The organism is Oliverpabstia sp. (assembly GCF_022785585.1).
In the GTDB taxonomy this organism is placed as follows: Bacteria; Bacillota; Clostridia; order Lachnospirales; family Lachnospiraceae; genus Oliverpabstia; species Oliverpabstia intestinalis.
In genome coordinates this window covers 1-20,261 of record NZ_JALFPR010000068.1, presented here as the reverse complement: position 1 = coordinate 20,261, position 20,261 = coordinate 1, and the positions used below count along the sequence as shown (strand labels likewise).

Here is a 20,261-nt window from a genome sequence, read left to right as displayed (position 1 = left end):
AAACGTTACTAAACCGTTATGATCCGTCCCATCTCCGCTGAAGTTCTGTGGGAAATCGAGATTACCGTTCGGTTTTCCGATACGCGCCGCAGTGCCTGTAAGACTTTCTTTTCCGTCTCCACATCCAGATTTGCCGTGATCTCATCCAGCAACAGAATCGATGGTTCTGCAACTGCTGCCCTGGCGATGGATAACAATTGCCATTGCCCCTGCGAAAAGATCTCCGGGGTACACACGGTATCGTAGCCATTTTCCAGACTGGCGATCGAATCTTCAAGACCAGTCAGTCTTGCTGCCGCCTGCACCTGTTTTTCCGTGATTCTCCGATCATACAGTGTGATCTGCTCACGCACCGTACCCGGCACCATATGGAAAGACTGCTCCACATAGCCAAACAGCGATCTCCTTTCCTCTTCCGGAACTTCTGTAGCAGAAACATTACCGATCCGTATGCTTCCACTCTGCGGCTCATACAGACCAAGCAGCAGCTTCAGGATCGTACTCTTTCCGGCACCGGTACGCCCGGACAATGTGACCTGTTCGCCTTTTTTCACCTCAAAACTCACACCTTCCAGAATCAGATGTGCGTCATAGCCAAAGACTACATTTTCAAAGGATACCGCGGTCTGATCTCCGACATCTGCCGTATGTATCTTATCTGTTGTAACCTGTTTTTTCTGTCCAATGATATCTTTTGCTGTTTTCCGGAAACCCTGTCGTTTTCCGTTCGCTCTGTCTGCTTCAGCTGCTTCCAGATTGAAAAACTCATTGATTCTGTGAATACCTGCCATCGCTGACTGGATCGTCTGAATCTCTATACCAAGGCTTTCTACCGGTGTGAAAATCTGGGAAATATAATTGATTACGGCTACTGCTGTTCCGGCAGACATTCCAAAGAATGTCAGAATCTGCTGATTGCCAGATGCAGATAACAGCATCACAACAGCAACCACAACGGCATTCAGAATCAGAATAACCGGTGAGTAAATCGCATCATAGAAGTTCGTTCGTTCCATCGCCCGATAGCTGTCGCTGATATATTTGTCATACCGCTCTTCCATATATTTTTCTTTTCCAAAGCAATGGATCGTCCGAATATTGTGAATCGTCTCCGGCACATGACCCGAGGCACGGCCTACTGCTCTTCGGTTCTCGATCTGTGCGGTCAACATATTTTTCTGTACATGTCTGGTAAACCAGAACAAAAATGGCAATAAAAACAGTAAAACCAACGTCAATCCCTTATTCCGAAACCAGATCACAGCCAGGATACTCAGGATCTCACATGTATCCGCAAACATGCTGATGATTCCGGAAGTAAACAGGTTCTCTACCGTATCCACATCTCCTATAAACCTTGATACCATCGTTCCCGGTTCCTGCTGATTGATCGTATCCGCACTGAGGCTGACAAACTTTTCCATCAGGCGGCTTCGAAGCGCATGCGTGATCTTCTGTCCGAAAACAGTCAGAAGACTCTCGCGCGCCGTATCCATAAAACCTGTCAGGGCAAGCACAACAAAATAGAGGACAAAGAACGAAAACGCTACCGCATGTCCTGCCGTAATACTGTCCACGATTTTTCCAAGAAGAAGCGGCGGGATCAGAGAGGCTCCGATGGCTCCAAGTACCGCGATCAGGATCCCGCTGGACAGCCATTTTTGTTTTTTTACTGTATCGATCAGAATATTTCGTACATTTCCTTTATGCTTCATGACTGTCCTCTCCTTCCTGTGTGGTAAATAATGTCGCATATGCCGAAACTTTCTGTAACAGTTCCTCATGCGTTCCCACGGTCGTTTTTCCCTCGTCCATCCAGATGATCTGATCCATCTGTGGAAACAGATACAGTCGATGTGACAAAAGCAACACGATCGAATCACGGGTCATTGCCTGTACATTAGAAAACACTTCTCTCTCCGTGGATTTATCCAGTGCAGAAAACGGATCATCAAGCACCAGTAACGGCTTTTTATGGCACAGTGTTCTTGCCAGTGCCACACGCTGTGCCTGACCTCCGGAAAGGCGAACCCCACCATTTCCAATCAAGGTATCCTCTCCCTCTTCCATATCAGAAACTTCCCGGTCAATACACACTGCTTTCAGATAGGTTTTCAAATCTTTTTCGTCTCCCAACAACACATTATCTCTGACGCTGTCATGAAACAGCTCCGGATCATGCCCCAGATAGACTACGATACCCTTACGTTCTGCCTCTTCCATCTGCAGCAAATCTTTTCCTGCAAATCGTACCGTTCCCTCATATGGACATTCACATAAAAATAACTTCCCAAGGGTTGATTTTCCACAGGCTACCGGACCGGTCACGCCGATGATCTGCCCCGGTTTTGCTGAAAAAGACACATGTTCCAGCACGCGCTTTCCGTCCGGATAAGCAAATGAGACATCTTTTACTTCCAGATTTCCAGGGCCCCATTCTTTTCCGTCTTCTTCCTCGTTTACCGAGTCAAACAGCGGACGGATACGATTCCAGGAAACCTGCGCTTTATGTACGGCATTGAAGAGTTTTGCCGCACTGGATGATTTTGTAGAAAGCTTCACAAAGCATGCCAGAAACGTGGTAAATGTTGCGATTGACCAGCTGCTCCATCCGCTTCCCAGTGTATTTTTCTGACCAAAATACAGAATAAACAATACACTGGTCATAGAAATCACTTTATAAATCGGAGGCATGGCACTGTTCCAGATATTTGCCTTTACCGCGGATGTTTCATAATCGGTAAGATTCTTCTCATAAGCCATCTGCCGGTCTCTCTCACAGCCAAACACCCGGTAAGTGACAGCGTTCTGTGCACGATCAAGAGTCACTGCGCTCAATACTCCGCACTGCTTTTTATATGCTGCTCCGGTTCTCTGGATCATCCGTTTCATCTTCTCCGCTGTAATATATGAAATCGGCGGAAAGATCATACACAGCAGAGCAAGCCGCCAGTCATACCACAAAAGCATGCCTGCATAGGCTGTCAGAGCCACACCGGTATCAAAAATCTCCGTCGTGAATTTACGCATGCCCTCCACACAATCATCTACATCCCGGATGGCTTTTGTCATGATGGTTCCTTCCCCTTCTTCCCGAAGGCTCGCCCTCCCCCTGGTCACAAGAGTGTGATACAGGATCTCTTTCATTCTCCGGTTTACATTATTTGCAAACCTGCGTACATAAAAACGTTTGACATATCTGGATACCTGTACGATCCCGATTGCTGCCACATAACCGATTACAAGAAACAGCATATTGGAAAAAGTTCCGCTGCCTCTCAGAATATCCACCAACATTCCCGTCATCCTTCCCTCAAACCACGGTTCCGCCAGAAGTCCCAGGTTATAGATCAGGCCGGAGATTGTAATTGTAAGAAGAACTTTCCATTCTACCCGAAAATACGAATCGATTTTTTCCGGACAAAACTTCTCATCCTCTCTCTTCTTTTGCAGTTCCTTGTTTTCCATCCCCGTCATTCTCCTCTTTTGCCAAAATCCGTGTAATATTTTCAAATCCTGCCTGTCGTTCTCTTTTTGATTTCCAGTACAACATGTCCAGTGTTTTACAAAAATGCTCCTTTTCCTCCCCTGAGAGATCCTCTAACAGCCATTCATAAAATACGGTTTCGATCGATGTCTTGGAATTTTTCAGGTGTTCCGCTTTTTCTGTCGCATAAAGCAGCTGGCTCCTTCCATCTTCCGGATTCGGTTTTCGAACCAGATATCCTTTATTCTCCAGGCGGGCTACCCGTTTTGCCGCAGCTCCTTTATCCATCTTCAGACTTTCACGCACTTTGGTCTGGGTGATTCCCGGATTATGACGTACCAGATGAATCACATCAAACTCCGCAGTTCCGATTCCCTCTTCTTTCATGGTCTGAACTGTAAATTTTCCTACTTCTCTGGCTATTTTCGTGATCTGCCGTTTTGTATCATCCATAAGAAATACCCCATCCTTTCTTCACTTATACTTTTCTTTTTCTGTTTTATATAGAATATCTGTCCATTAGTTGTACTATCAACTATCTGGATGATAGTACAACATTTTGGGCATGTCAAGTCTTGTCTTTCGATTATATAGTCTGTGGTATTCCTGTAGTTACTGTTCAGACCGTCGCTAATATCTCATACAGGTACGGACTCAGACATGTTGCTCACATAAAAAAAGAAACCTGACATACTACTGACAGATTTCTTTTTTAATCCTTATGAAGGGGCTTCAAATATCTCCCTCTTTATATTTTTTCATTAATTTGGCCAATGCTTTATTTTCTCCTGCAAGAATCAAGATCTCTCCCATACACAGGTTTTCTTCCGGATGGATGTTGACACAAATCGTTTCCCCTTTCTTGATTGCAATAACATTAATTTCATATTTTTTTCGTAGATTCAGTTCTTCCAGATTATGATTGCTCCAACTATCCGGAACCGCAAGTTCTACCATCGAAAAGGAATCTGACAGCATAAAGAAATCCTGAAATCCTCCTGAAATCAGGTTTTTACCAAGACGGATACCCGTTTCGATTTCGGCCATCACTACACGGTCTGCACCGATCTTTTTCAGAATCTTGGCATGCATCTGATTCATCCCTTTGGCGATTACCAGCGGAACACCTGCCTCTTTTGCCTGCAATGTCGCCAGAATACTTGACTCCATATCTTCCGAGATCCCTATGATCACCACATCCATGTTACTGATTCCCAGCGATTCAAATACACGGCTGTCCGTCACATCTGCCCGTGCAGCATAAGTCACATAATCTGCTATCTCCTGCACCAGCTCCTGGTCTTTATCCACTGCCAGAACCTGTTTTCCTGCCTGTGACAGTGTCTGTGCCACAGCATAACCGAATTTTCCAAGTCCGATTACTGCATATTGTTTGTCCATGATTTTTATTTTCCTTTCTGTTAATCTGTTCTACCCTATTCTTTTATCCAATCAGAATCCTCTGTTCCGGTCTCTGAATATCTGCATCCACATGTCTTGTTCTGCGCCCAAGGGCTACCGCAAGTGTAATCGGCCCGATTCGTCCCATATACATAATAAGTATGACAATGATTTTCCCTGCTGCCGGGAGCTGTGAAGTCAGAGAACGGGTCAGTCCCACCGTCGCCACCGCCGAAACAACCTCATAGGCACAGTCCAGAAGCGGATGACCACTGACGGCAACCAGAAGGATTGTGGCCGTAAGAGCAGTAGTCAGTGCAAAAAAGAAAATCACCACCGCAGAGCGGATATTTTCTTCCACAACTTTTCTTCCCCATACTACCGTATCATGATTTCCACGGATATAAGAAGTAACCAGCACGATAAGAAGAGCAACCGTAATTGTCTTCACACCACCAGCTGTTCCCATCGGTGAACCGCCGATAAACATCAGAATCATGCTCACCATCGCAGACCCATCCGTAAAATTTTTCTGTGGAATCGTCTCAAATCCGGCTGTTCTTGTTGTTATGGACTGAAAAAAAGCAGCCATCACTTTCTCTCCCGGTTTCAGATCTCCGAGGGACCCTGTATGATTCCAGTCCAACAGGAGGATCAGAAGTGCCCCGCCTGTGATCAGGATTACTGTCGTCGTCAATACCAGTTTTGTATGAAGAGTAAATCCGCGGATAAAATTTTTTCTGGTTCGTTTTCCTTTCAGCAGATCCTGCACATGCTCGATCACTTCCCACCAGACGGGGAAGCCAAGTCCGCTCAAGATAATCAGTCCCATGGTTGTAACATTCATCAGAGGATTGGTTACAAAAGGCGCAAAAGAAGATTCACCTACCAGATCGATTCCTGCATTGCAAAACGCGGATATCGAATGGAAAATACTGTACCCGATTCCTCTCCACAGTCCATAATGAGGAACAAACCAAAAGCTATAACATATTGCTCCTGCAATCTCAACCACCGCTGTTCCGATCAGAAGTCTTCTGACAATTCCCACGCTTCCTTTCAGCACCGGCAGATTATATGTATCCTGAATCAGTTTGCGACTCTGCAGGCTGATTTTTCTTCGCAAAACCAGAAATATCATGATCATACATGCCATGATTCCAAGCCCGCCAAACTGAATCAGCCCCAGAATCACAATTTTTCCAAACACGCTCCAGGTGGTTGCAGTGGGCACGGTCACAAGGCCGGTTACACACACAGATGTAGTCGCCGTAAATAACGCATCAAGCCAATATACGCCCTTTCCACTGGCCGATGAAACCGGCAGACACAAAAGAAGCGTTCCCAGTATGATCACTACACCAAATCCAGTCATCATAATTCTTTCTGCCGGCGTATGCCACTGCCTTTTTTTCTGTTTTTCAGACATCCTTTTTTCTCTTCTTTCCTATATTTTTTCCAAAATATCAACTTTCTGTTTCATTTCTGATATTTTACAACCGATGATTCTTCTTTTAGAATCCGAAATCTGCATAATCCTCCGGCAGAAATCTGTGGTAAATGATATGGCAGCCCTCATCTTTAAAGCAGTAGTAATATGGATCTTCCGAGTCCACAAAGCGGATCATCAGGTCAAATTCTCCGTTGTCCATCGGTTCCATCGCACACTCAGATGTCTGACTGCGGAATAATTCTTTTACTTCATCCAACGTCGTTCCGTGTTTTGTAAGTAACTGTACCAGTGCAAAGATAAATGCATTCTCGTCCCGGTGTTCGTGCACATATTCTGTCGCATTTTCCGACAGGAAGAAGCAGAAACGATCTCCTTTGTGCGATACCTGTACTTCCCCGAATATTTCTTTTGTTGCCTCCGGAAATCCTCCCAGTGACTCCTGCATCGCCTCTGCATCACCTTCGCTTTTAAAAAAATGATGCAGAGAACTCAAAGGATAATACAGCCGGATCGGTTCTTTCATATATCCAAGCTTTGCCTGTTCCTCTGCAATCACATCGATCAGACTGTCCTGCAGTTTTTTATATCCATTTTCGTACATAATTCTATAATCCTTTCTGGCTGGCCCCTTCGACCGCCGGTTGTCGATGGTGTCAGGCACCATTGAATTTTTATGAAATATTTTCACAGCTATGTGAATTATATAATCTCACAGATATTTTCGCAAGCAGAAAGAACATCCTGTACATTTAAAACTGTACAGGATGTTCTCCCTTGCACTTTTATTCTTTATTTCATACTGTCTGGTTATTCTTCCCCTTTGTCTACCTTGCTGGCTCTTGCTTCAATCTCTCTTTCCTGTACATCGCCAGGTGCCTGCTCGTAACGGGCAAATGTATAAGAGAAATCACCGGCTCCACCTGTCATGGAACGAAGTATGGTTGCATATCCGTAAATCTCCAGTTCCGGAACATCTGCTTCTACGATGGTATATCCCTGTTTATCCGGGTTCATACCAAGCACACGGCCACGTCGTTTGTTCAGATCACCCATAACATCACCGGTAAATTTATCCGGTACACGGATCTGCATATTTACGATAGGCTCTAACAGAACCGGCGAAGCTGCCAGGAAACCGTCTTTGAATGCCATCTTTGTTGCAGTCTTGAATGCCATCTCAGAAGAATCTACCGGATGATAAGATCCATCATACAGAACCGCTTTCACACCAGCTACCGGGTATGCTGCCAGAGGACCGGATACTACAGATTCCTGCAGACCTTTTTCTACTGCCGGGAAGTAGTTCTTCGGAACGGCTCCGCCGACAACGATCTGCTCAAATACATATGGTGTATCCAGATCACCGGATGGTTCAAAGGTCATCTTTACATGACCATACTGGCCATGTCCACCGGACTGTTTTTTATATTTTTTATCAATATCTGATTTTTTACGAATGGTCTCACGGAAAGCTACTTTCGGTTTGGAAAGTTCCACATTCACTTTATACTGTTCCTGCAGTTTGCTGACGATCACGTCTATATGCTGGTCACCCATGCCATAAAGAAGAGTCTGACGGTTTGCAGAATCATTGACTACTTTCATTGTCAGATCTTCCTGACACATCTTGGAGAGTGCCTGGGAAATCTTATCCATATCTGCTTTGTTCACTGCTTTGTAGCGTTTGCAGGTATATGGAGTGGAAATCTCCGGTTTGCCGTAGAATACCGGGACAGCTTTTGTTGCCAGAGTATCGCCGGTACGCAGTTCGTTGATCTTGGCTACGGCTCCGATATCGCCTGCATGAAGTTCCGGAACCTCGATCGGTTTGGATCCCTCCATGACATACAGCTTGCCGATCTTCAGTTCTTCTTCTCTTTCTACATTATATAAGGTATCCCCGGACTTGATAACACCGGAACAAACTTTCAACAGTGAATATTTTCCGATAAACGGATCTACGATCGTCTTGAAGACCTGTGCGGATTTCGGCATGGTGAAATCATAGTCAGCTTCGAAAATTTCACTGGTTGATTTTACGATACCGGCGCGTTCTCTCAGATTCGGGCTCGGGAAGTATCCACAAATATCGTCTAACAGGATCTTAACCCCCTGCAGGTTGACCGGAGATCCCATGCATACAGGAACCAGACTTCCATCGCCTACGCACATGGATAATGCTGCAGAAATCTCGGTAACAGAGAATTCCTCACCTGCAAAATAGCGATCCATGAATTCTTCGCTGGTCTCTGCTACAGCTTCCAGTAAGATCTCTCTGTATTTTTCCAGATATTCTTTTGAATATTCCGGAATCTCGCATTCTTCTTTCTTATCTTTTTCAATGTAACGGCGGCCTTTGTTCTTTACAATATTGATATAACCGACAAATTTTCCATCCTCACGAAGCGGCATGTGCAACGGTGCGATCCTTTTGCCATACAGTTCGGTCAGATCTTCTACTACCTGACGGTAGCTGACATCATCCATATCCATCTCTGTTACGAAGAACATACGTGGCAGTCTGTATTTTTCACACAGTTCCCATGCTTTCTGGGTTCCTACCTGTACGCCTGATTTTCCGGAGATCACGATCACTGCTGCATCGGCGGCGGCTACTGCCTCTTCAGCTTCTCCTACAAAATCAAAGAATCCAGGTGTATCTAAAATATTTACTTTTACCTTATCCCATACAACCGGCACGGTAGAAGTACTGATCGAGAATTTTCTCTTGATCTCTTCTTTGTCGTAATCACTGATGGTATTGCCATCTGTCACCTTGCCTAAACGATTTGTAATACCTGAAAGATAAGCCATAGCTTCTGTCAGTGTAGTCTTACCTGCTCCGCCATGACCAAGCAGCACTACATTCCTTATTCGGTCAGTTCTAAAAACGTCCATATGTAATACCTCCCAAAAATTAGTATAGTTATATATTACTAAATTTCTTTGAATATTTCAAGTTATTTATGTAATTTTGACAATTATTTTCTGAACTTTTTTCATTTGTGTTTGTATATTTTATGTTTTTTCGATATGAATTGTTTCTTTTTTGTATATTCTATCTTCATTTTGTTAAATTATCTCAAAGACCCCTTTTTGTACTGTATATATTTTCTTCTTCTCTTTTGATTCTCCCTGGCGTATAATCCCTTACTTGTACTTTCCAGCGTTAAAGTTCCATAGTTTAAAGCGCTAAATCATTGACTTTTCCTATCTTGTGCTTTACAATGGTAAAAGTACGCAAAATACACGCGTAATTACTGAGAAAGGATTTTGACAGACAACTATGAGTGATTCACTGAATATAGGATTTATCGGTCTGGGGCTGATCGGCGGATCCATCGCCAAATCTCTGAAACGTTTTCATCCACAGACCAGAATTTTTGCATATACCAGAACGGAAGCTACGCTGGATCTCGCCGTGTCTGAAGGAATTGTTGATGTAAAATGCACGAAAGAAGACGAGGCATTTGCTTCCTGCAATTATATTTTCCTCTGCGCACCGGTTCATGACAACATTTCTTATCTTGAATGGCTGAAAGATCATATGAGCCCGGACTGTATCGTTACGGATGTGGGAAGTGTAAAAGGTGAGATTCATCAGGCGGTTGAGAAACTGGGACTGGATGACCACTTCATCGGCGGACACCCGATGGCCGGTTCTGAAAAAACCGGTTTTGAAAATGCCACCGATATGCTGATCGAAAATGCTTACTATATTCTTACACCAGGTGGTCAGATTGATATTCCCCGTCTGACACAGTTTATGGAACTGATTTCTTCTCTCGGAGCTATTCCACTGGTACTTACTTATGAAGAACACGATTATATCACTGCGGCTGTGAGCCATCTGCCGCATATCATCGCCTCTACACTGGTAAATGCTGTACAGAAAATGGATACACCAGAGGAAAATATGAAACTGATCGCAGCCGGAGGTTTTAAAGATATTACACGTATCGCCTCTTCTTCTCCTGTGATGTGGCAGCAGATCTGTCTGGAAAATCGGTCGATGATTTCAAAAGTACTCGATGAGTATATTCGCCTGATCGTACAGGCAAAATGCTGGGTGGATAATGGTGATGCAGATGAAATCTATAATATGTTCAGTAATTCCAGAGAATACCGCAATTCTCTTCCGGAAGCGAGCAAAGGGGTAATCGAGAAGATTTATGCCTTTTACTGTGATATTTATGACGAAGCCGGTGGTATAGCTACAATTGCCACACTGCTTGCGATGAATTCAATTAGTATTAAAAATATCGGCATCATTCATAACAGAGAATTCGAGGAAGGTGTTCTTCGGATCGAGTTTTATGATGAGGAATCCTGTGTGAAGGCACAGGGTGTTTTGAAAGAACGGAATTATACACTTCATGTTCGGTAAGGAGGATGTACATATGGAACTTATGCAGGCAAAAATGCCTCTTCGCGGAGAGGTGAAGATTCCGGGAGACAAGTCGATCTCACACCGCGCTGTGATGTTTGGTGCACTGGCTGACGGTACGACAAGAGTGACGAATTTTTTGCAGGGAGCAGATTGTCTTTCTACGATCTCCTGTTTTCGCAAATTAGGAATCGATATTGAAAATACGCAGGAGGAAATCCGGATTCATGGGAAAGGCCTTCACGGGCTTACTGCTCCGACTGAGATTCTGGATACCGGTAACAGTGGAACCACAACACGACTGATCTCCGGTATTCTCGCCGGTCAGAATTTTACCACAACACTTACCGGTGATGCGTCGATCCAGAGCCGGCCAATGGGAAGGATCATCAAACCACTTTCTATGATGGGTGCTACAGTCGAGAGTCTGAAGGGAAACCAGTGTGCACCGTTACAAATTCAGGGACATCCGCTGACTGCGATCCATTATCAGTCACCGGTAGCTTCTGCGCAGGTGAAATCCTGTGTTCTGCTTGCCGGACTGTATGCAGACGGAATTACTTCGGTTACAGAACCTTATCTTTCGAGAAATCATACGGAACTGATGCTCTCTCACTTCGGCGCACGGGTCACCAGTGAAGGAACAACTGCTTCTATCTCGCCGGATTCGGAACTTCACGGACTGGACATTTCTGTTCCCGGAGATATTTCTTCCGCTGCTTATTTTATTGTGGCTGCTCTTTTGGTGCCGGGATCTGAAGTAATGATCAAAGATGTGGGAATCAATCCTACCCGAGATGGCATTCTTCGTGTATGCAAGGCGATGGGCGCAGATATCACCCTGTTAAATAAACGAACAGCCGCCGGTGAACCGGTTGCGGATCTTCTGGTTCGTCACAGTGAACTTCACGGTACGGTTATCGAGGGTGAACTGATTCCGACGTTGATCGATGAGATTCCGGTTCTGGCGGTTCTGGCAGCTTATGCGAATGGAACTACGGTTATTCGAAATGCGGAGGAACTGAAGGTGAAGGAATCGAATCGACTGGATATTATGGTGAACAGTCTTGGGGCTATGGGCTGTGATATCGAGGGTACCGATGATGGTATGATTATCCGAGGTGGAAAACCGTTACATCATGCTTCTATTGACAGTCATCTGGATCACAGGATCGCGATGTCGTTTGCAGTGGCTGGGTTGGCTTCTGAAGGAGGAGTCGAAGTGCTGCGGGCGGATTGTGTGGATATTTCTTATCCGGAGTTTTATGCGGATCTTGGTAAGCTGATGAAGTAATATTTTTTATTGGCTAGAGGGACGCCGAGAGCTGCGGGAAACCGGGGTGGACAACATGGGCAGGGCAACTTTGAACTAGCCGCTAACTTCGACTATATTCACTTGGGTCAGCTGACCCAAGTGAAAGTCTTCGTAAGCGTCGGATTTCAAAGCTTGCCCTAACCGCCCATAAAGTGTTGTCCACCCCGGTTTCCCGCAGCTCTCGGCTGTTTCCTGGTAAAACAAATTTGAAACAACCGTTAATTTTTCGTCATATCTTTCCAGTTGCACGCAATGACTATTTTTATCGATACCCAGCCCAGCAGGGCAAAAAGATGCCTTTCAAAAGCATTTTGCGGGCGGTTAGGACGAGTTTTAAGATCCTGTGTTTAGTAAGACTTGGCGATGAGCGGCTCTCCGCGAATCACCTAGTCGCACTTAACACATAGCTTAAAATCGTCCTGCCCGCTGCTTTTGAAAGGCATCTTTTTGCCCTGTTGGGCGTCCGTTTGCAATACTTATTTATAAAAGTCTACCACATCTTCCGGGTCATAGTACACTTTATCCTGCTCTTCTATCGTCGCTTTTCCATCTTTCACATCGATAATCGTTACCGCGCAGTTTGGCGGTACGTGACCTCTCCAGAAGTCGTCTTTCCGGCCGTCAATGTGATAGAGAAAGGCCCGTGTCGAGCAGCCGTGTGCTGCTATTAGAATTGTTTTATTCCGGTAATCCGGGTTGTGGATCAGGTCCTCGTAGAAAGCACCGCAGCGGTCAATCATCTGCTGAATAGATTCGCCGTCTTTCGGTGGCTTGTAACCGAAGGGATCCGTGAAGAACTGTTCAAAATCTTTTGACGGAATCTGAAAATTCTCCCTTCGACAGCAAAGTCCTTCCCATTCTCCAAAACTGATCTCTTCTATTCTCTCATCCGTAAGAATCGGTATATTTCTGTCACCCAGTACCAGTCCGGCGGTCTCGTAAGCCCGCTTTAACGGGCTTGCGATTGCCAGGTCAAAATGTACATCTTTTAATTTTTCACCGGTGATTTTTGCAAGGCGGATACCGTTTTCGTTCAGTTCGATATCCGTTCTTCCCTGCAGCCGTCCCAGAGTATTCCATGAAGTTTCTCCATGACGAATTAGATATATTTTCATCTTTTTTACTTTCTAAGCTGGATTCCCATGCCTTCCAGACCATTCAGGATCTTGTTCATAGCGCCATTGATTTCTGCTTCTTCGAGAGTTTTCTCTTTGGAGCGGAAGGTCAGAGAATAAGCAACGGACTTGAATCCTCTTTCGATCTGATCTCCTTCGTAAATATCAAACAGTTCGAAGTGTTCCAGAATCTTACCGCCTCTCTGAGCGATCATATGTTCGATCTGTCCAACCATGATCTCTTTCGGTACTACCATGGAGATGTCACGGTTTACTGCAGGGAATTTTGCGATTCCTTCGTATTTGCGGTCGAAGGATGCATGTTTTACGACATTCAGGATATCCAGAACTGCCACATATGCGCGCGTTCCGATACCATAAGTATCTGCCACTGCAGGATGCACTTCGCCCAGATAACCCATCACTTCACCTTCGTAGCTGATCAGAGCCTGACGACCCGGATGCAGGAAAGTCTTACCGGCTTTCGGATCGTACTCAGTTTTCTTATGCATACCGATCTGATCGAAGAACTCTTCTACTACACCCTTCATATCAAAGAAATCACCGTCTCCGTACATACCCAGAGTGAACATCATACGTTCATCCGGCAGTTCGGTCAGCGGAAGTTCTTTTGGAAGATATACATTGCCCAGTTCGTACAGACGGACATTTTTATTTCTTCTGTTATAGTTTGTTGCCAGAGAAGTCAGCATACCATTCAGAGAAATGGTTCTCATGATACTGAAATCTTCACCCAGCGGGTTGGAAATGGTGATTGCTTTTCTCAGTTCATCTCCTGCCGGAATCTGCAGTTTGTCAAATACCTTCGGGCTTTCAAAAGAATAGCAGTATCCCTGGGAGAATCCACAGTACTCAGCCACATCTCTTGCCACTTCTTCGATCCTCAATTTAAATGGCAGTTTTCCTGTTGTTGCTTCACCACTTGGCAGTGTGGTCGGAATATTGTCATATCCGTAGAAACGGGCAACTTCTTCTGCGATATCTGCAGTACGGAAGATATCATGACGGAAGGTCGGAGCAACAATCTCGTTGGTTGTTTCATCGTAAGCCAGTTCTACCCTGGACAGGTACTCCAGCATATCTTCTTTGGAGATATCAGTTCCCAGAAGGCTGTTGATTTTTTCCGGTTCAAACGGTACTCTTACAGGTTCTTTTTTCTTGGTATATACATCAGCCACACCACCAACAACTTCACCGGCTCCCAGTTCTTCCATCAGCTGGCAGGCACGGTCGATGGCTGCCAGTGCATTGTTCGGATCCAGACCTTTTTCAAATTTTCCGGAAGCATCTGTACGAAGTCCGATTCTCTTTGCAGACAGACGAATATTCGGACCGTCAAAGCATGCTGCTTCAAACAGAACTGTTTTTACATTGTCTGTGATCATAGAATTTTCTCCGCCCATGATACCTGCGATACCGATAGATTTTTCTCCGTCACAGATCATCAGAACGTTTTCATCCATCTGGCGTTCCTGACCGTCAAGAGTAACAAATTTTTCGTCTTTTCCGGCACGGCGTACATGGATCTCATGATTTGCGATCATATCCAGATCATAGGCATGCATCGGCTGACCATATTCTTCCATGACATAGTTTGTGATATCTACCAGGTTGTTGATCGGGCGGATGCCGTTGGCAGCCAGACATCTCTGCATCCATTTCGGGGACGGTCCGATTTTTACATTTTTTACGACTCTTGCGCAGTAACGCGGGCAGAGATCTTTGTCTTCTACGGTTACTTTCACATAATCATTGACATCTTCGTCATTACCGGTAGCTGTTACAACCGGCGGAACAAATTCTTTACGGAAAGTAGCTGCTGCTTCTCTTGCGATCCCCAGTACACCGTAGCAATCTACACGGTTGGAAGTGATCTCATATTCAATCACCGCATCGTTCAGTCCCAGTGCCTCGATCGCACTCGCACCGACCGTGGCGTCTTCCGGGAAAATATAGATTCCGTATTCCGGAGCTTCCGGATACATTTCTCTTGTGGAGCCAAGTTCTTCGATGGAACACATCATACCGTAGGAATCCACACCACGCAATTTTCCGGCTTTGATCTTGATTCCGCCCGGAGTTTTCTTACCGTCGTGTCCACCTGCAACTCTTCCTCCCGGAAGAACAACCGGAACTTTGTCTCCTTCTTTTACATTTGGAGCGCCGGTAACGATCTGTGTTACTTCATTGCCTACATTTACCTGGCAGATGATCAGTTTATCTGCATCCGGATGTTTCTCAATCTTTTCAATCTGTCCAATCACGATGTTTTCCAGATCTGCATCCAGTAATTCATATCCTTCAACTTTAGTTCCGGACAGTGTCATCGCATCTGTATATTCCTGAGCTGTGACGTCCAGATCCGGGACAAACATTTTAATCCATGATAAAGATGTATTCATTCTTTTAATCCTCCTAGAACTGTTTTAAGAATCTGTAGTCATTTTCATACAGAAGGCGCATGTCATCGATCTCGTATTTCAGAAGTGCGATACGCTCCAGACCTACACCAAAAGCAAAACCGGTATATTCTTTCGGATCGATGCCACACATCTCAAGTACATGCGGATGAACCATACCACAGCCAAGGATCTCGATCCAACCGGATCCTTTACAAAAACGACATCCTTTGCCACCGCACTTGAAACAGGATACATCAACCTCTGCACTCGGCTCTGTAAATGGAAAATGATGCGGACGGAATTTTGTTTTTGTTTCCGGTCCGAACAGTTCTTTTGCAAATTCTTCCAGTGTACCTTTCAGGTCAGAGAAAGTAATATGTTTGTCGATTACCAGACCTTCAATCTGATGGAAGGAAGGAGAATGGGTTGCATCTACTTCGTCAGAACGGAATACACGTCCCGGTGCGATCATACGAATCGGCAGTTTCCCTTCTTCCATGGTTCTCGCCTGAACCGGAGAAGTCTGGGAACGAAGCAGAATGCTGTCTGTGATAAAGAAAGTATCCTGTTCGTCACGAGCCGGATGATCTTCCGGAATATTCAGTTTGGTGAAGTTGTAATCTGCGTACTCAACTTCCGGTCCTTCCACAACTTCATAACCCATACCGATAAAAATTCTTTCTACTTCTTCCAGTGCAATGGTATTCGGATGACGATGACCAACGTTTGCTTTTTTTGCAGGCAGTGTGACATCGATTACTTCTGCTGCCATCTTTGCTTCCCGCAGTTCTTTCTCCAGACGGGTTTTTGTCTCCTCCATCATAGTTTCAATTTTTGCCCTGGCTTCATTCACCATCTGTCCTACTTTCGGACGATCTTCCGGAGCTACATCCTTCATACTTTTCAGCACAGAAGTAAGCTGTCCTTTTTTACCAAGGAAATTTACTCTTACATCATTCAGTTTGTCCAGGGCGTCTGACTGTTCAATCTTCTCAGAAGCTTCATCCAGAATCGCCTGTAATGTTTCTTTGATACTATTACTCATGGCAGTTCTCCTTTTCTATTTGTTGGGGATAGCACAATGCAACGGGTAAAATACGCTACGGATTTTTATTCGTTTTCGCAAAAAAAGCCTCGCCCTTCCAGATTACTGGAGGGACGAGGCAATTATATCATCTCGCGGTACCACCCTGATTTCCGATTAAAATATTAACGGACACTCATTAAGACTTAACGCGTCTGTACGTCTTCTCTTACTTGTCTTTCGGAGAAGAAGCTCCAGTGGGAATCTCAATATATATCTGAACTTAAAGGAGCTCGCAGCCGGTGACTCCTTCTCTCTGTAAGAAAATATATATCTACTGACACTTTCTCAGCTTTTTTCTTTCGGCATAAATTATAGTATGGATCCGCTTATCTGTCAAGTTTTATTTCCGCTTTATTCCTAATTCATACCCTCTTTGGTATTTACCCCTGTTACTGTTCCGGTCATTTTCAGTAACTTCTACAATTCCTTCTTTTCTGTCGTTTCCTTGTCTGTCATTTTCTTTTCTTCTGTATCATTTTCCCGGATTCCTTTTAACAGTCCCTGGTACTCGCTGCGAATAAGCTCGCTTGCCATTTGATGCAGCCTGCGAAGGCGTTCTTCAAAATAAGCATTGATTTCCGCCCCGATCAGAACAATATACATACAAAAATATAACCACAAAAGAACCAGAATAATCGTCGTCAGGCTTCCGTACATGTTGGAAAATCCATCGTAATAATCCAGATAGACAGAAAATCCAAGGGAAAACAGTGACCACGCCACCGCCGAGACCACCGCTCCCGGTATCTGACTCCGAAAAGAAGTCTTTCTGTTCGGCAGAAATTTATAGATCATCAGGAAAATCAGTGCCAGTACAACAAGCGAAACTGCTGTACGCATACCAATGACATAGGCAGTGACTTTGGCAAGCGTCGGAATGTACTTTGTAAGAAGTTTCTGAATACTGTTACCGAATACCAGAAGAATCAGGCTGCTGATAACAGCAAGAATAAAGATCAGTGTATACAGAGCAGACCGTATCCTTGTCACCACATAATTTCTCGTCTCTTTTACATGATAAATCGCATTGACCCCATTCGTCAGTCCCTGCAGGCCTTTCCCCGCACTCCAGAGGGTAAAAACCGCACTGATTGGTACAATTGCTGTTGATTTGTCATAGACCTCCTGAATAATACTAAAAAGAAAACTTCGAAAATCTCCCGCATCCGGCATAATCTGCAAAAGAATCTCCACTACCATATCTTTTGTAATAGAGACATACGTTACCAGCGGAAGCAGAAGCATCAAAAAGGGCACAAAGGACATCAAAATAAAGAAGGCTGCCTGTGCGGCAAATGCGCTCACATGATCCTGAGCCATGCGGTTCATGAATCCGGTCATGATTTTTATAAACTTTTTCATTTTGCTTTCCTTTCTGCACAATATCTGGTTTTTACATAATTATTTTTTATCATACTATTTTTTCAGAATTCTTGCAAGTTTTCTATAGTAATATTCTGATAGAAAATCTGCAGAATGTCCCGCCAGCCAAGACCATTTTCTGCAAGATGCTTTGCTCCGTTCTGACTCATCCCCACACCATGCCCATAACCTCCACCGGTAAAGACAAATGTACCCGCTCCCTGTTCTTTCCTAAAATCGACTATAAAACAGGCACTCGGCAGTAATTCCATCGTATCACAGACACTTCCATCATTTCTGCTTACAGACAGCCCTTTTACCGATAAGAATTTTCGGATCGCATATTCGTTTTCAAGTGTTGCGTTTTGATTCTCTCCCTGAATCTCCAGTGTTTTTACTCCTCCACCGGGATTTCTTCCCTGTATGGATAAGCCGGTAAATGCACCAAGCTGAGGCCATTTTCTTTCACTGCGTTCTTTCAGCATTTCCCATGGAATGCAGACTTTCCATCGATACCAGACATCTTCTTTTTCATAATCTCCTGCATCCCTCTGCAAAATTCGTTCCCGAAACGACTGTTCTGTCATTTCCGGCTGCAAGGTACCGTTCACCATGGTTTCCACAGCCTTGTGACTCACTGCAATGCTCCTAAGATATGAAGCACTTTTTTTCGCGTTCCATACTTCATCTGTATCGGTGCAACCCCAGGAAGTCGAAAAAAAATATGCTTCAATCGGTTTTCCATCACTGAGTATTATCATCCCCCTGGTAGCATCCACCGCCTGACTGCTTGCCGCCTGTTCGGAAATGTTGTTATACACCTGACAGGAAACAGTATCGTCCACATCCGCATCCCACTCTTTCATTCGTTCTTCTCTGATCTGCCGTACTGCATATGTTCGTGCGCAAACTGCCTGTGCACAGAGTGCTTCTGCCGGAGCATCCGCAGGCATCTCACTCGGCACAACTCCTTTCAGATAAGATTCCAGATCAACCTGGTTGATCACTCGAAAACCTTGTTTCTCTCTCGTCACTTCCAGAATACCCTGATATGCCGGCGCGCCCTGACTTCTTCTGACAGAATTCAAAGTCAGTGCCATTGTGTCCGGTGCTTCCACAATAACTGTCTGCCCAGGCTGCATCCGTTCTGACAAACAGAGTTCTGTGCCTGCCTCCTGCTGCACTGTTATATCCCCTTTTACCAAGTAGGGTGCCGGACAGGATATTCTCACATCCGAATGAAGATACTGCTCAGTTCCGTCAACAGAAATCAATACACGAATTATCGACTCTTTTCTTTCCGTATTTTTTTCTTGTTCCATATTTGTCAATGATGTAGTCGGATTATCTATCTCCTCATTTCTTTTCTGCTGTTGTTCCGTTTTTTTTCGAGTGTTCTTTGCTTCTGCCATCTGTTGCTCTGCCTGCAGTTTTTCAAGATACTTTTTTTCTTCCTCCCTCTGTTTTCCTTCCCATATTCCCGGCAGAAACATCACCAGAAAAATTATCACAGCACCTGCAATCGTCCATATCCATCTCCATGGAATATTTTTATATGTTTCACCATTTTTTTCCATATCTCAGTATATGGCATTTTTCTGAAAATTATCCGGCCGGACTTGTTATGTTTTCAGTCAAAATTTGTGACGTTGCTGTTCACCGCTAGAGCGTGTCTGGAAAAGGCTTTTCGTGAGCTGCGAGTCTCAGTTTGTGGGAGATTTTATCCGAATGAGGGCGGCGTAGCGGGCTACGGCAACCGAATGAGGATAAAATATACCGCAAAGTGGGGCTTGCGGATTGCGGAAATGATTTTTCAGACACACTCTAAGATCCTACGAACGGTTTTTTGTGGACGAAAGTCATAGAAAATACACAAAAAGGATCCCATACCCTCAATTAACGGGTACAGAATCCTTCTATCCTGTTTATAAATTAATTATTTTACCAGAAAACGATATACTGTTTTTGTGTCGTACTTCTCTCCTGCTTTCAGGAAAGGCTGTGCGAAATGGGTATCGTTGACCGCGTTCGGGCAATACTGGGACTCCAGGCAGAAAGCATGGCGTTCATCATATACCGCGCCATTTTTTCCTTTTTCGCCGTTTAAGAAATTTGCTGCATAGAACTGAACAGCCGGGCAATCTGTATATGCTTCCATAGCGATTCCGGTTTTTTCGCAATAAGCTTTTGCCATCCAGTCAAAGGCACCTTCCGGTTTATCCAATACAAAA

16 protein-coding genes and 1 other annotated feature are annotated in these 20,261 nt (G+C 44.6%); of the genes, 3 read left to right on the top strand and 13 right to left on the bottom strand.

Annotated elements, in window-relative coordinates:
- Positions 1–8: 8 nt before the first annotated feature.
- The 7 genes from MSA64_RS04265 to MSA64_RS04235 form a co-directional block, all read right to left on the bottom strand.
- The gene (locus tag MSA64_RS04265) at positions 9–1,715 is read right to left on the bottom strand and encodes an ABC transporter ATP-binding protein (RefSeq protein WP_287890709.1); all 1,707 of its coding nucleotides are present in this window, start codon (positions 1,713–1,715) and stop codon (positions 9–11) included.
- Positions 1,705–3,468 (bottom strand): ABC transporter ATP-binding protein, encoded by a 1,764-nt coding sequence (locus MSA64_RS04260; protein WP_287890708.1) that lies wholly within the window; start codon positions 3,466–3,468, stop codon positions 1,705–1,707. The genes MSA64_RS04265 and MSA64_RS04260 overlap by 11 nt, the downstream gene beginning before the upstream one ends.
- Complete coding sequence (locus tag MSA64_RS04255) at positions 3,431–3,940, bottom strand: MarR family winged helix-turn-helix transcriptional regulator (protein ID WP_118568424.1); 510 nt, start codon at positions 3,938–3,940, stop codon at positions 3,431–3,433. The genes MSA64_RS04260 and MSA64_RS04255 overlap by 38 nt, the downstream gene beginning before the upstream one ends.
- A 279-nt stretch (positions 3,941–4,219) precedes the next feature.
- Positions 4,220–4,888, bottom strand: coding sequence for a potassium channel family protein (locus MSA64_RS04250; RefSeq protein WP_154431295.1), 669 nt, complete (start codon positions 4,886–4,888; stop codon positions 4,220–4,222).
- Positions 4,889–4,931: 43 nt separating this feature from the next.
- Complete coding sequence (locus tag MSA64_RS04245) at positions 4,932–6,317, bottom strand: TrkH family potassium uptake protein (RefSeq protein ID WP_277664045.1); 1,386 nt, start codon at positions 6,315–6,317, stop codon at positions 4,932–4,934.
- A gap of 85 nt (positions 6,318–6,402) precedes the next feature.
- On the bottom strand, positions 6,403–6,942 hold the full coding sequence (locus tag MSA64_RS04240; RefSeq protein ID WP_154431297.1) for a DUF3877 family protein: 540 nt from the start codon (positions 6,940–6,942) through the stop codon (positions 6,403–6,405).
- Positions 6,943–7,148: 206 nt separating this feature from the next.
- Positions 7,149–9,239 carry an elongation factor G gene (locus MSA64_RS04235; protein ID WP_154431298.1) on the bottom strand — a complete coding sequence of 697 codons (2,091 nt, stop codon included), beginning with the start codon at positions 9,237–9,239 and terminating at the stop codon, positions 7,149–7,151.
- Between the two features lie 388 nt (positions 9,240–9,627).
- On the opposite strand from MSA64_RS04235, the gene MSA64_RS04230 reads away from it, so the two are divergent.
- Together MSA64_RS04230 and aroA are read left to right on the top strand one after the other, a co-directional pair.
- Complete coding sequence (locus MSA64_RS04230) at positions 9,628–10,728, top strand: prephenate dehydrogenase (protein ID WP_227337991.1); 1,101 nt, start codon at positions 9,628–9,630, stop codon at positions 10,726–10,728.
- 22 nt (positions 10,729–10,750) lie between these two features.
- Positions 10,751–12,022, top strand: a complete 1,272-nt coding sequence (gene aroA / locus MSA64_RS04225) for a 3-phosphoshikimate 1-carboxyvinyltransferase (RefSeq protein WP_441107792.1) — start codon at positions 10,751–10,753, stop codon at positions 12,020–12,022.
- A gap of 497 nt (positions 12,023–12,519) precedes the next feature.
- Here aroA and MSA64_RS04220 read toward each other — a convergent pair whose 3' ends face one another.
- The 5 genes from MSA64_RS04220 to MSA64_RS04200 form a co-directional block, all read right to left on the bottom strand.
- Positions 12,520–13,158: a histidine phosphatase family protein gene (locus MSA64_RS04220; RefSeq protein ID WP_287890702.1), complete on the bottom strand. Its 639-nt coding sequence runs from the start codon at positions 13,156–13,158 to the stop codon at positions 12,520–12,522.
- A 5-nt stretch (positions 13,159–13,163) separates the two neighbouring features.
- On the bottom strand, positions 13,164–15,581 hold the full coding sequence (pheT, locus tag MSA64_RS04215) for a phenylalanine--tRNA ligase subunit beta (RefSeq protein WP_117523865.1): 2,418 nt from the start codon (positions 15,579–15,581) through the stop codon (positions 13,164–13,166).
- Between the two features lie 13 nt (positions 15,582–15,594).
- Positions 15,595–16,626, bottom strand: a complete 1,032-nt coding sequence (gene pheS, locus MSA64_RS04210; protein ID WP_022171375.1) for a phenylalanine--tRNA ligase subunit alpha — start codon at positions 16,624–16,626, stop codon at positions 15,595–15,597.
- 106 nt (positions 16,627–16,732) lie between these two features.
- Positions 16,733–16,964: a binding site (T-box leader), on the bottom strand.
- Positions 16,965–17,085: 121 nt separating this feature from the next.
- Positions 17,086–18,030, bottom strand: a complete 945-nt coding sequence (locus MSA64_RS04205; RefSeq protein ID WP_154431302.1) for a YihY/virulence factor BrkB family protein — start codon at positions 18,028–18,030, stop codon at positions 17,086–17,088.
- Positions 18,031–18,092: 62 nt separating this feature from the next.
- Positions 18,093–19,607 (bottom strand): SpoIID/LytB domain-containing protein, encoded by a 1,515-nt coding sequence (locus MSA64_RS04200; protein ID WP_277664040.1) that lies wholly within the window; start codon positions 19,605–19,607, stop codon positions 18,093–18,095.
- 66 nt (positions 19,608–19,673) lie between these two features.
- Between MSA64_RS04200 and MSA64_RS11955 the strand changes: the two genes are divergently transcribed.
- A complete protein-coding gene (locus MSA64_RS11955; protein ID WP_334302744.1) occupies positions 19,674–19,895 on the top strand; it encodes a DUF6783 domain-containing protein in 222 nt (73 codons plus the stop codon).
- A gap of 71 nt (positions 19,896–19,966) precedes the next feature.
- Here MSA64_RS11955 and MSA64_RS04195 read toward each other — a convergent pair.
- The coding region (locus MSA64_RS04195; protein ID WP_330639045.1) for an aldose epimerase family protein at positions 19,967–20,261 on the bottom strand (295 nt) is incomplete at its 5' end.

What these genes read in the sequence shown, in the direction of transcription:
- MSA64_RS04265 (WP_287890709.1), bottom strand. Translation starts at nt 1,715, where the DNA reads ATGAAGCATAAAGGAAATGTACGAAATATTCTGATCGATACAGTAAAA.
- MSA64_RS04260 (WP_287890708.1), bottom strand. Translation starts at nt 3,468, where the DNA reads ATGGAAAACAAGGAACTGCAAAAGAAGAGAGAGGATGAGAAGTTTTGT.
- MSA64_RS04255 (WP_118568424.1), bottom strand. Translation starts at nt 3,940, where the DNA reads ATGGATGATACAAAACGGCAGATCACGAAAATAGCCAGAGAAGTAGGA.
- MSA64_RS04250 (WP_154431295.1), bottom strand. Translation starts at nt 4,888, where the DNA reads ATGGACAAACAATATGCAGTAATCGGACTTGGAAAATTCGGTTATGCT.
- MSA64_RS04245 (WP_277664045.1), bottom strand. Translation starts at nt 6,317, where the DNA reads ATGTCTGAAAAACAGAAAAAAAGGCAGTGGCATACGCCGGCAGAAAGA.
- MSA64_RS04240 (WP_154431297.1), bottom strand. Translation starts at nt 6,942, where the DNA reads ATGTACGAAAATGGATATAAAAAACTGCAGGACAGTCTGATCGATGTG.
- MSA64_RS04235 (WP_154431298.1), bottom strand. Translation starts at nt 9,239, where the DNA reads ATGGACGTTTTTAGAACTGACCGAATAAGGAATGTAGTGCTGCTTGGT.
- MSA64_RS04230 (WP_227337991.1), top strand. Translation starts at nt 9,628, where the DNA reads ATGAGTGATTCACTGAATATAGGATTTATCGGTCTGGGGCTGATCGGC.
- aroA (WP_441107792.1), top strand. Translation starts at nt 10,751, where the DNA reads ATGCAGGCAAAAATGCCTCTTCGCGGAGAGGTGAAGATTCCGGGAGAC.
- MSA64_RS04220 (WP_287890702.1), bottom strand. Translation starts at nt 13,158, where the DNA reads ATGAAAATATATCTAATTCGTCATGGAGAAACTTCATGGAATACTCTG.
- pheT (WP_117523865.1), bottom strand. Translation starts at nt 15,581, where the DNA reads ATGAATACATCTTTATCATGGATTAAAATGTTTGTCCCGGATCTGGAC.
- pheS (WP_022171375.1), bottom strand. Translation starts at nt 16,626, where the DNA reads ATGAGTAATAGTATCAAAGAAACATTACAGGCGATTCTGGATGAAGCT.
- MSA64_RS04205 (WP_154431302.1), bottom strand. Translation starts at nt 18,030, where the DNA reads ATGAAAAAGTTTATAAAAATCATGACCGGATTCATGAACCGCATGGCT.
- MSA64_RS04200 (WP_277664040.1), bottom strand. Translation starts at nt 19,607, where the DNA reads ATGGAAAAAAATGGTGAAACATATAAAAATATTCCATGGAGATGGATA.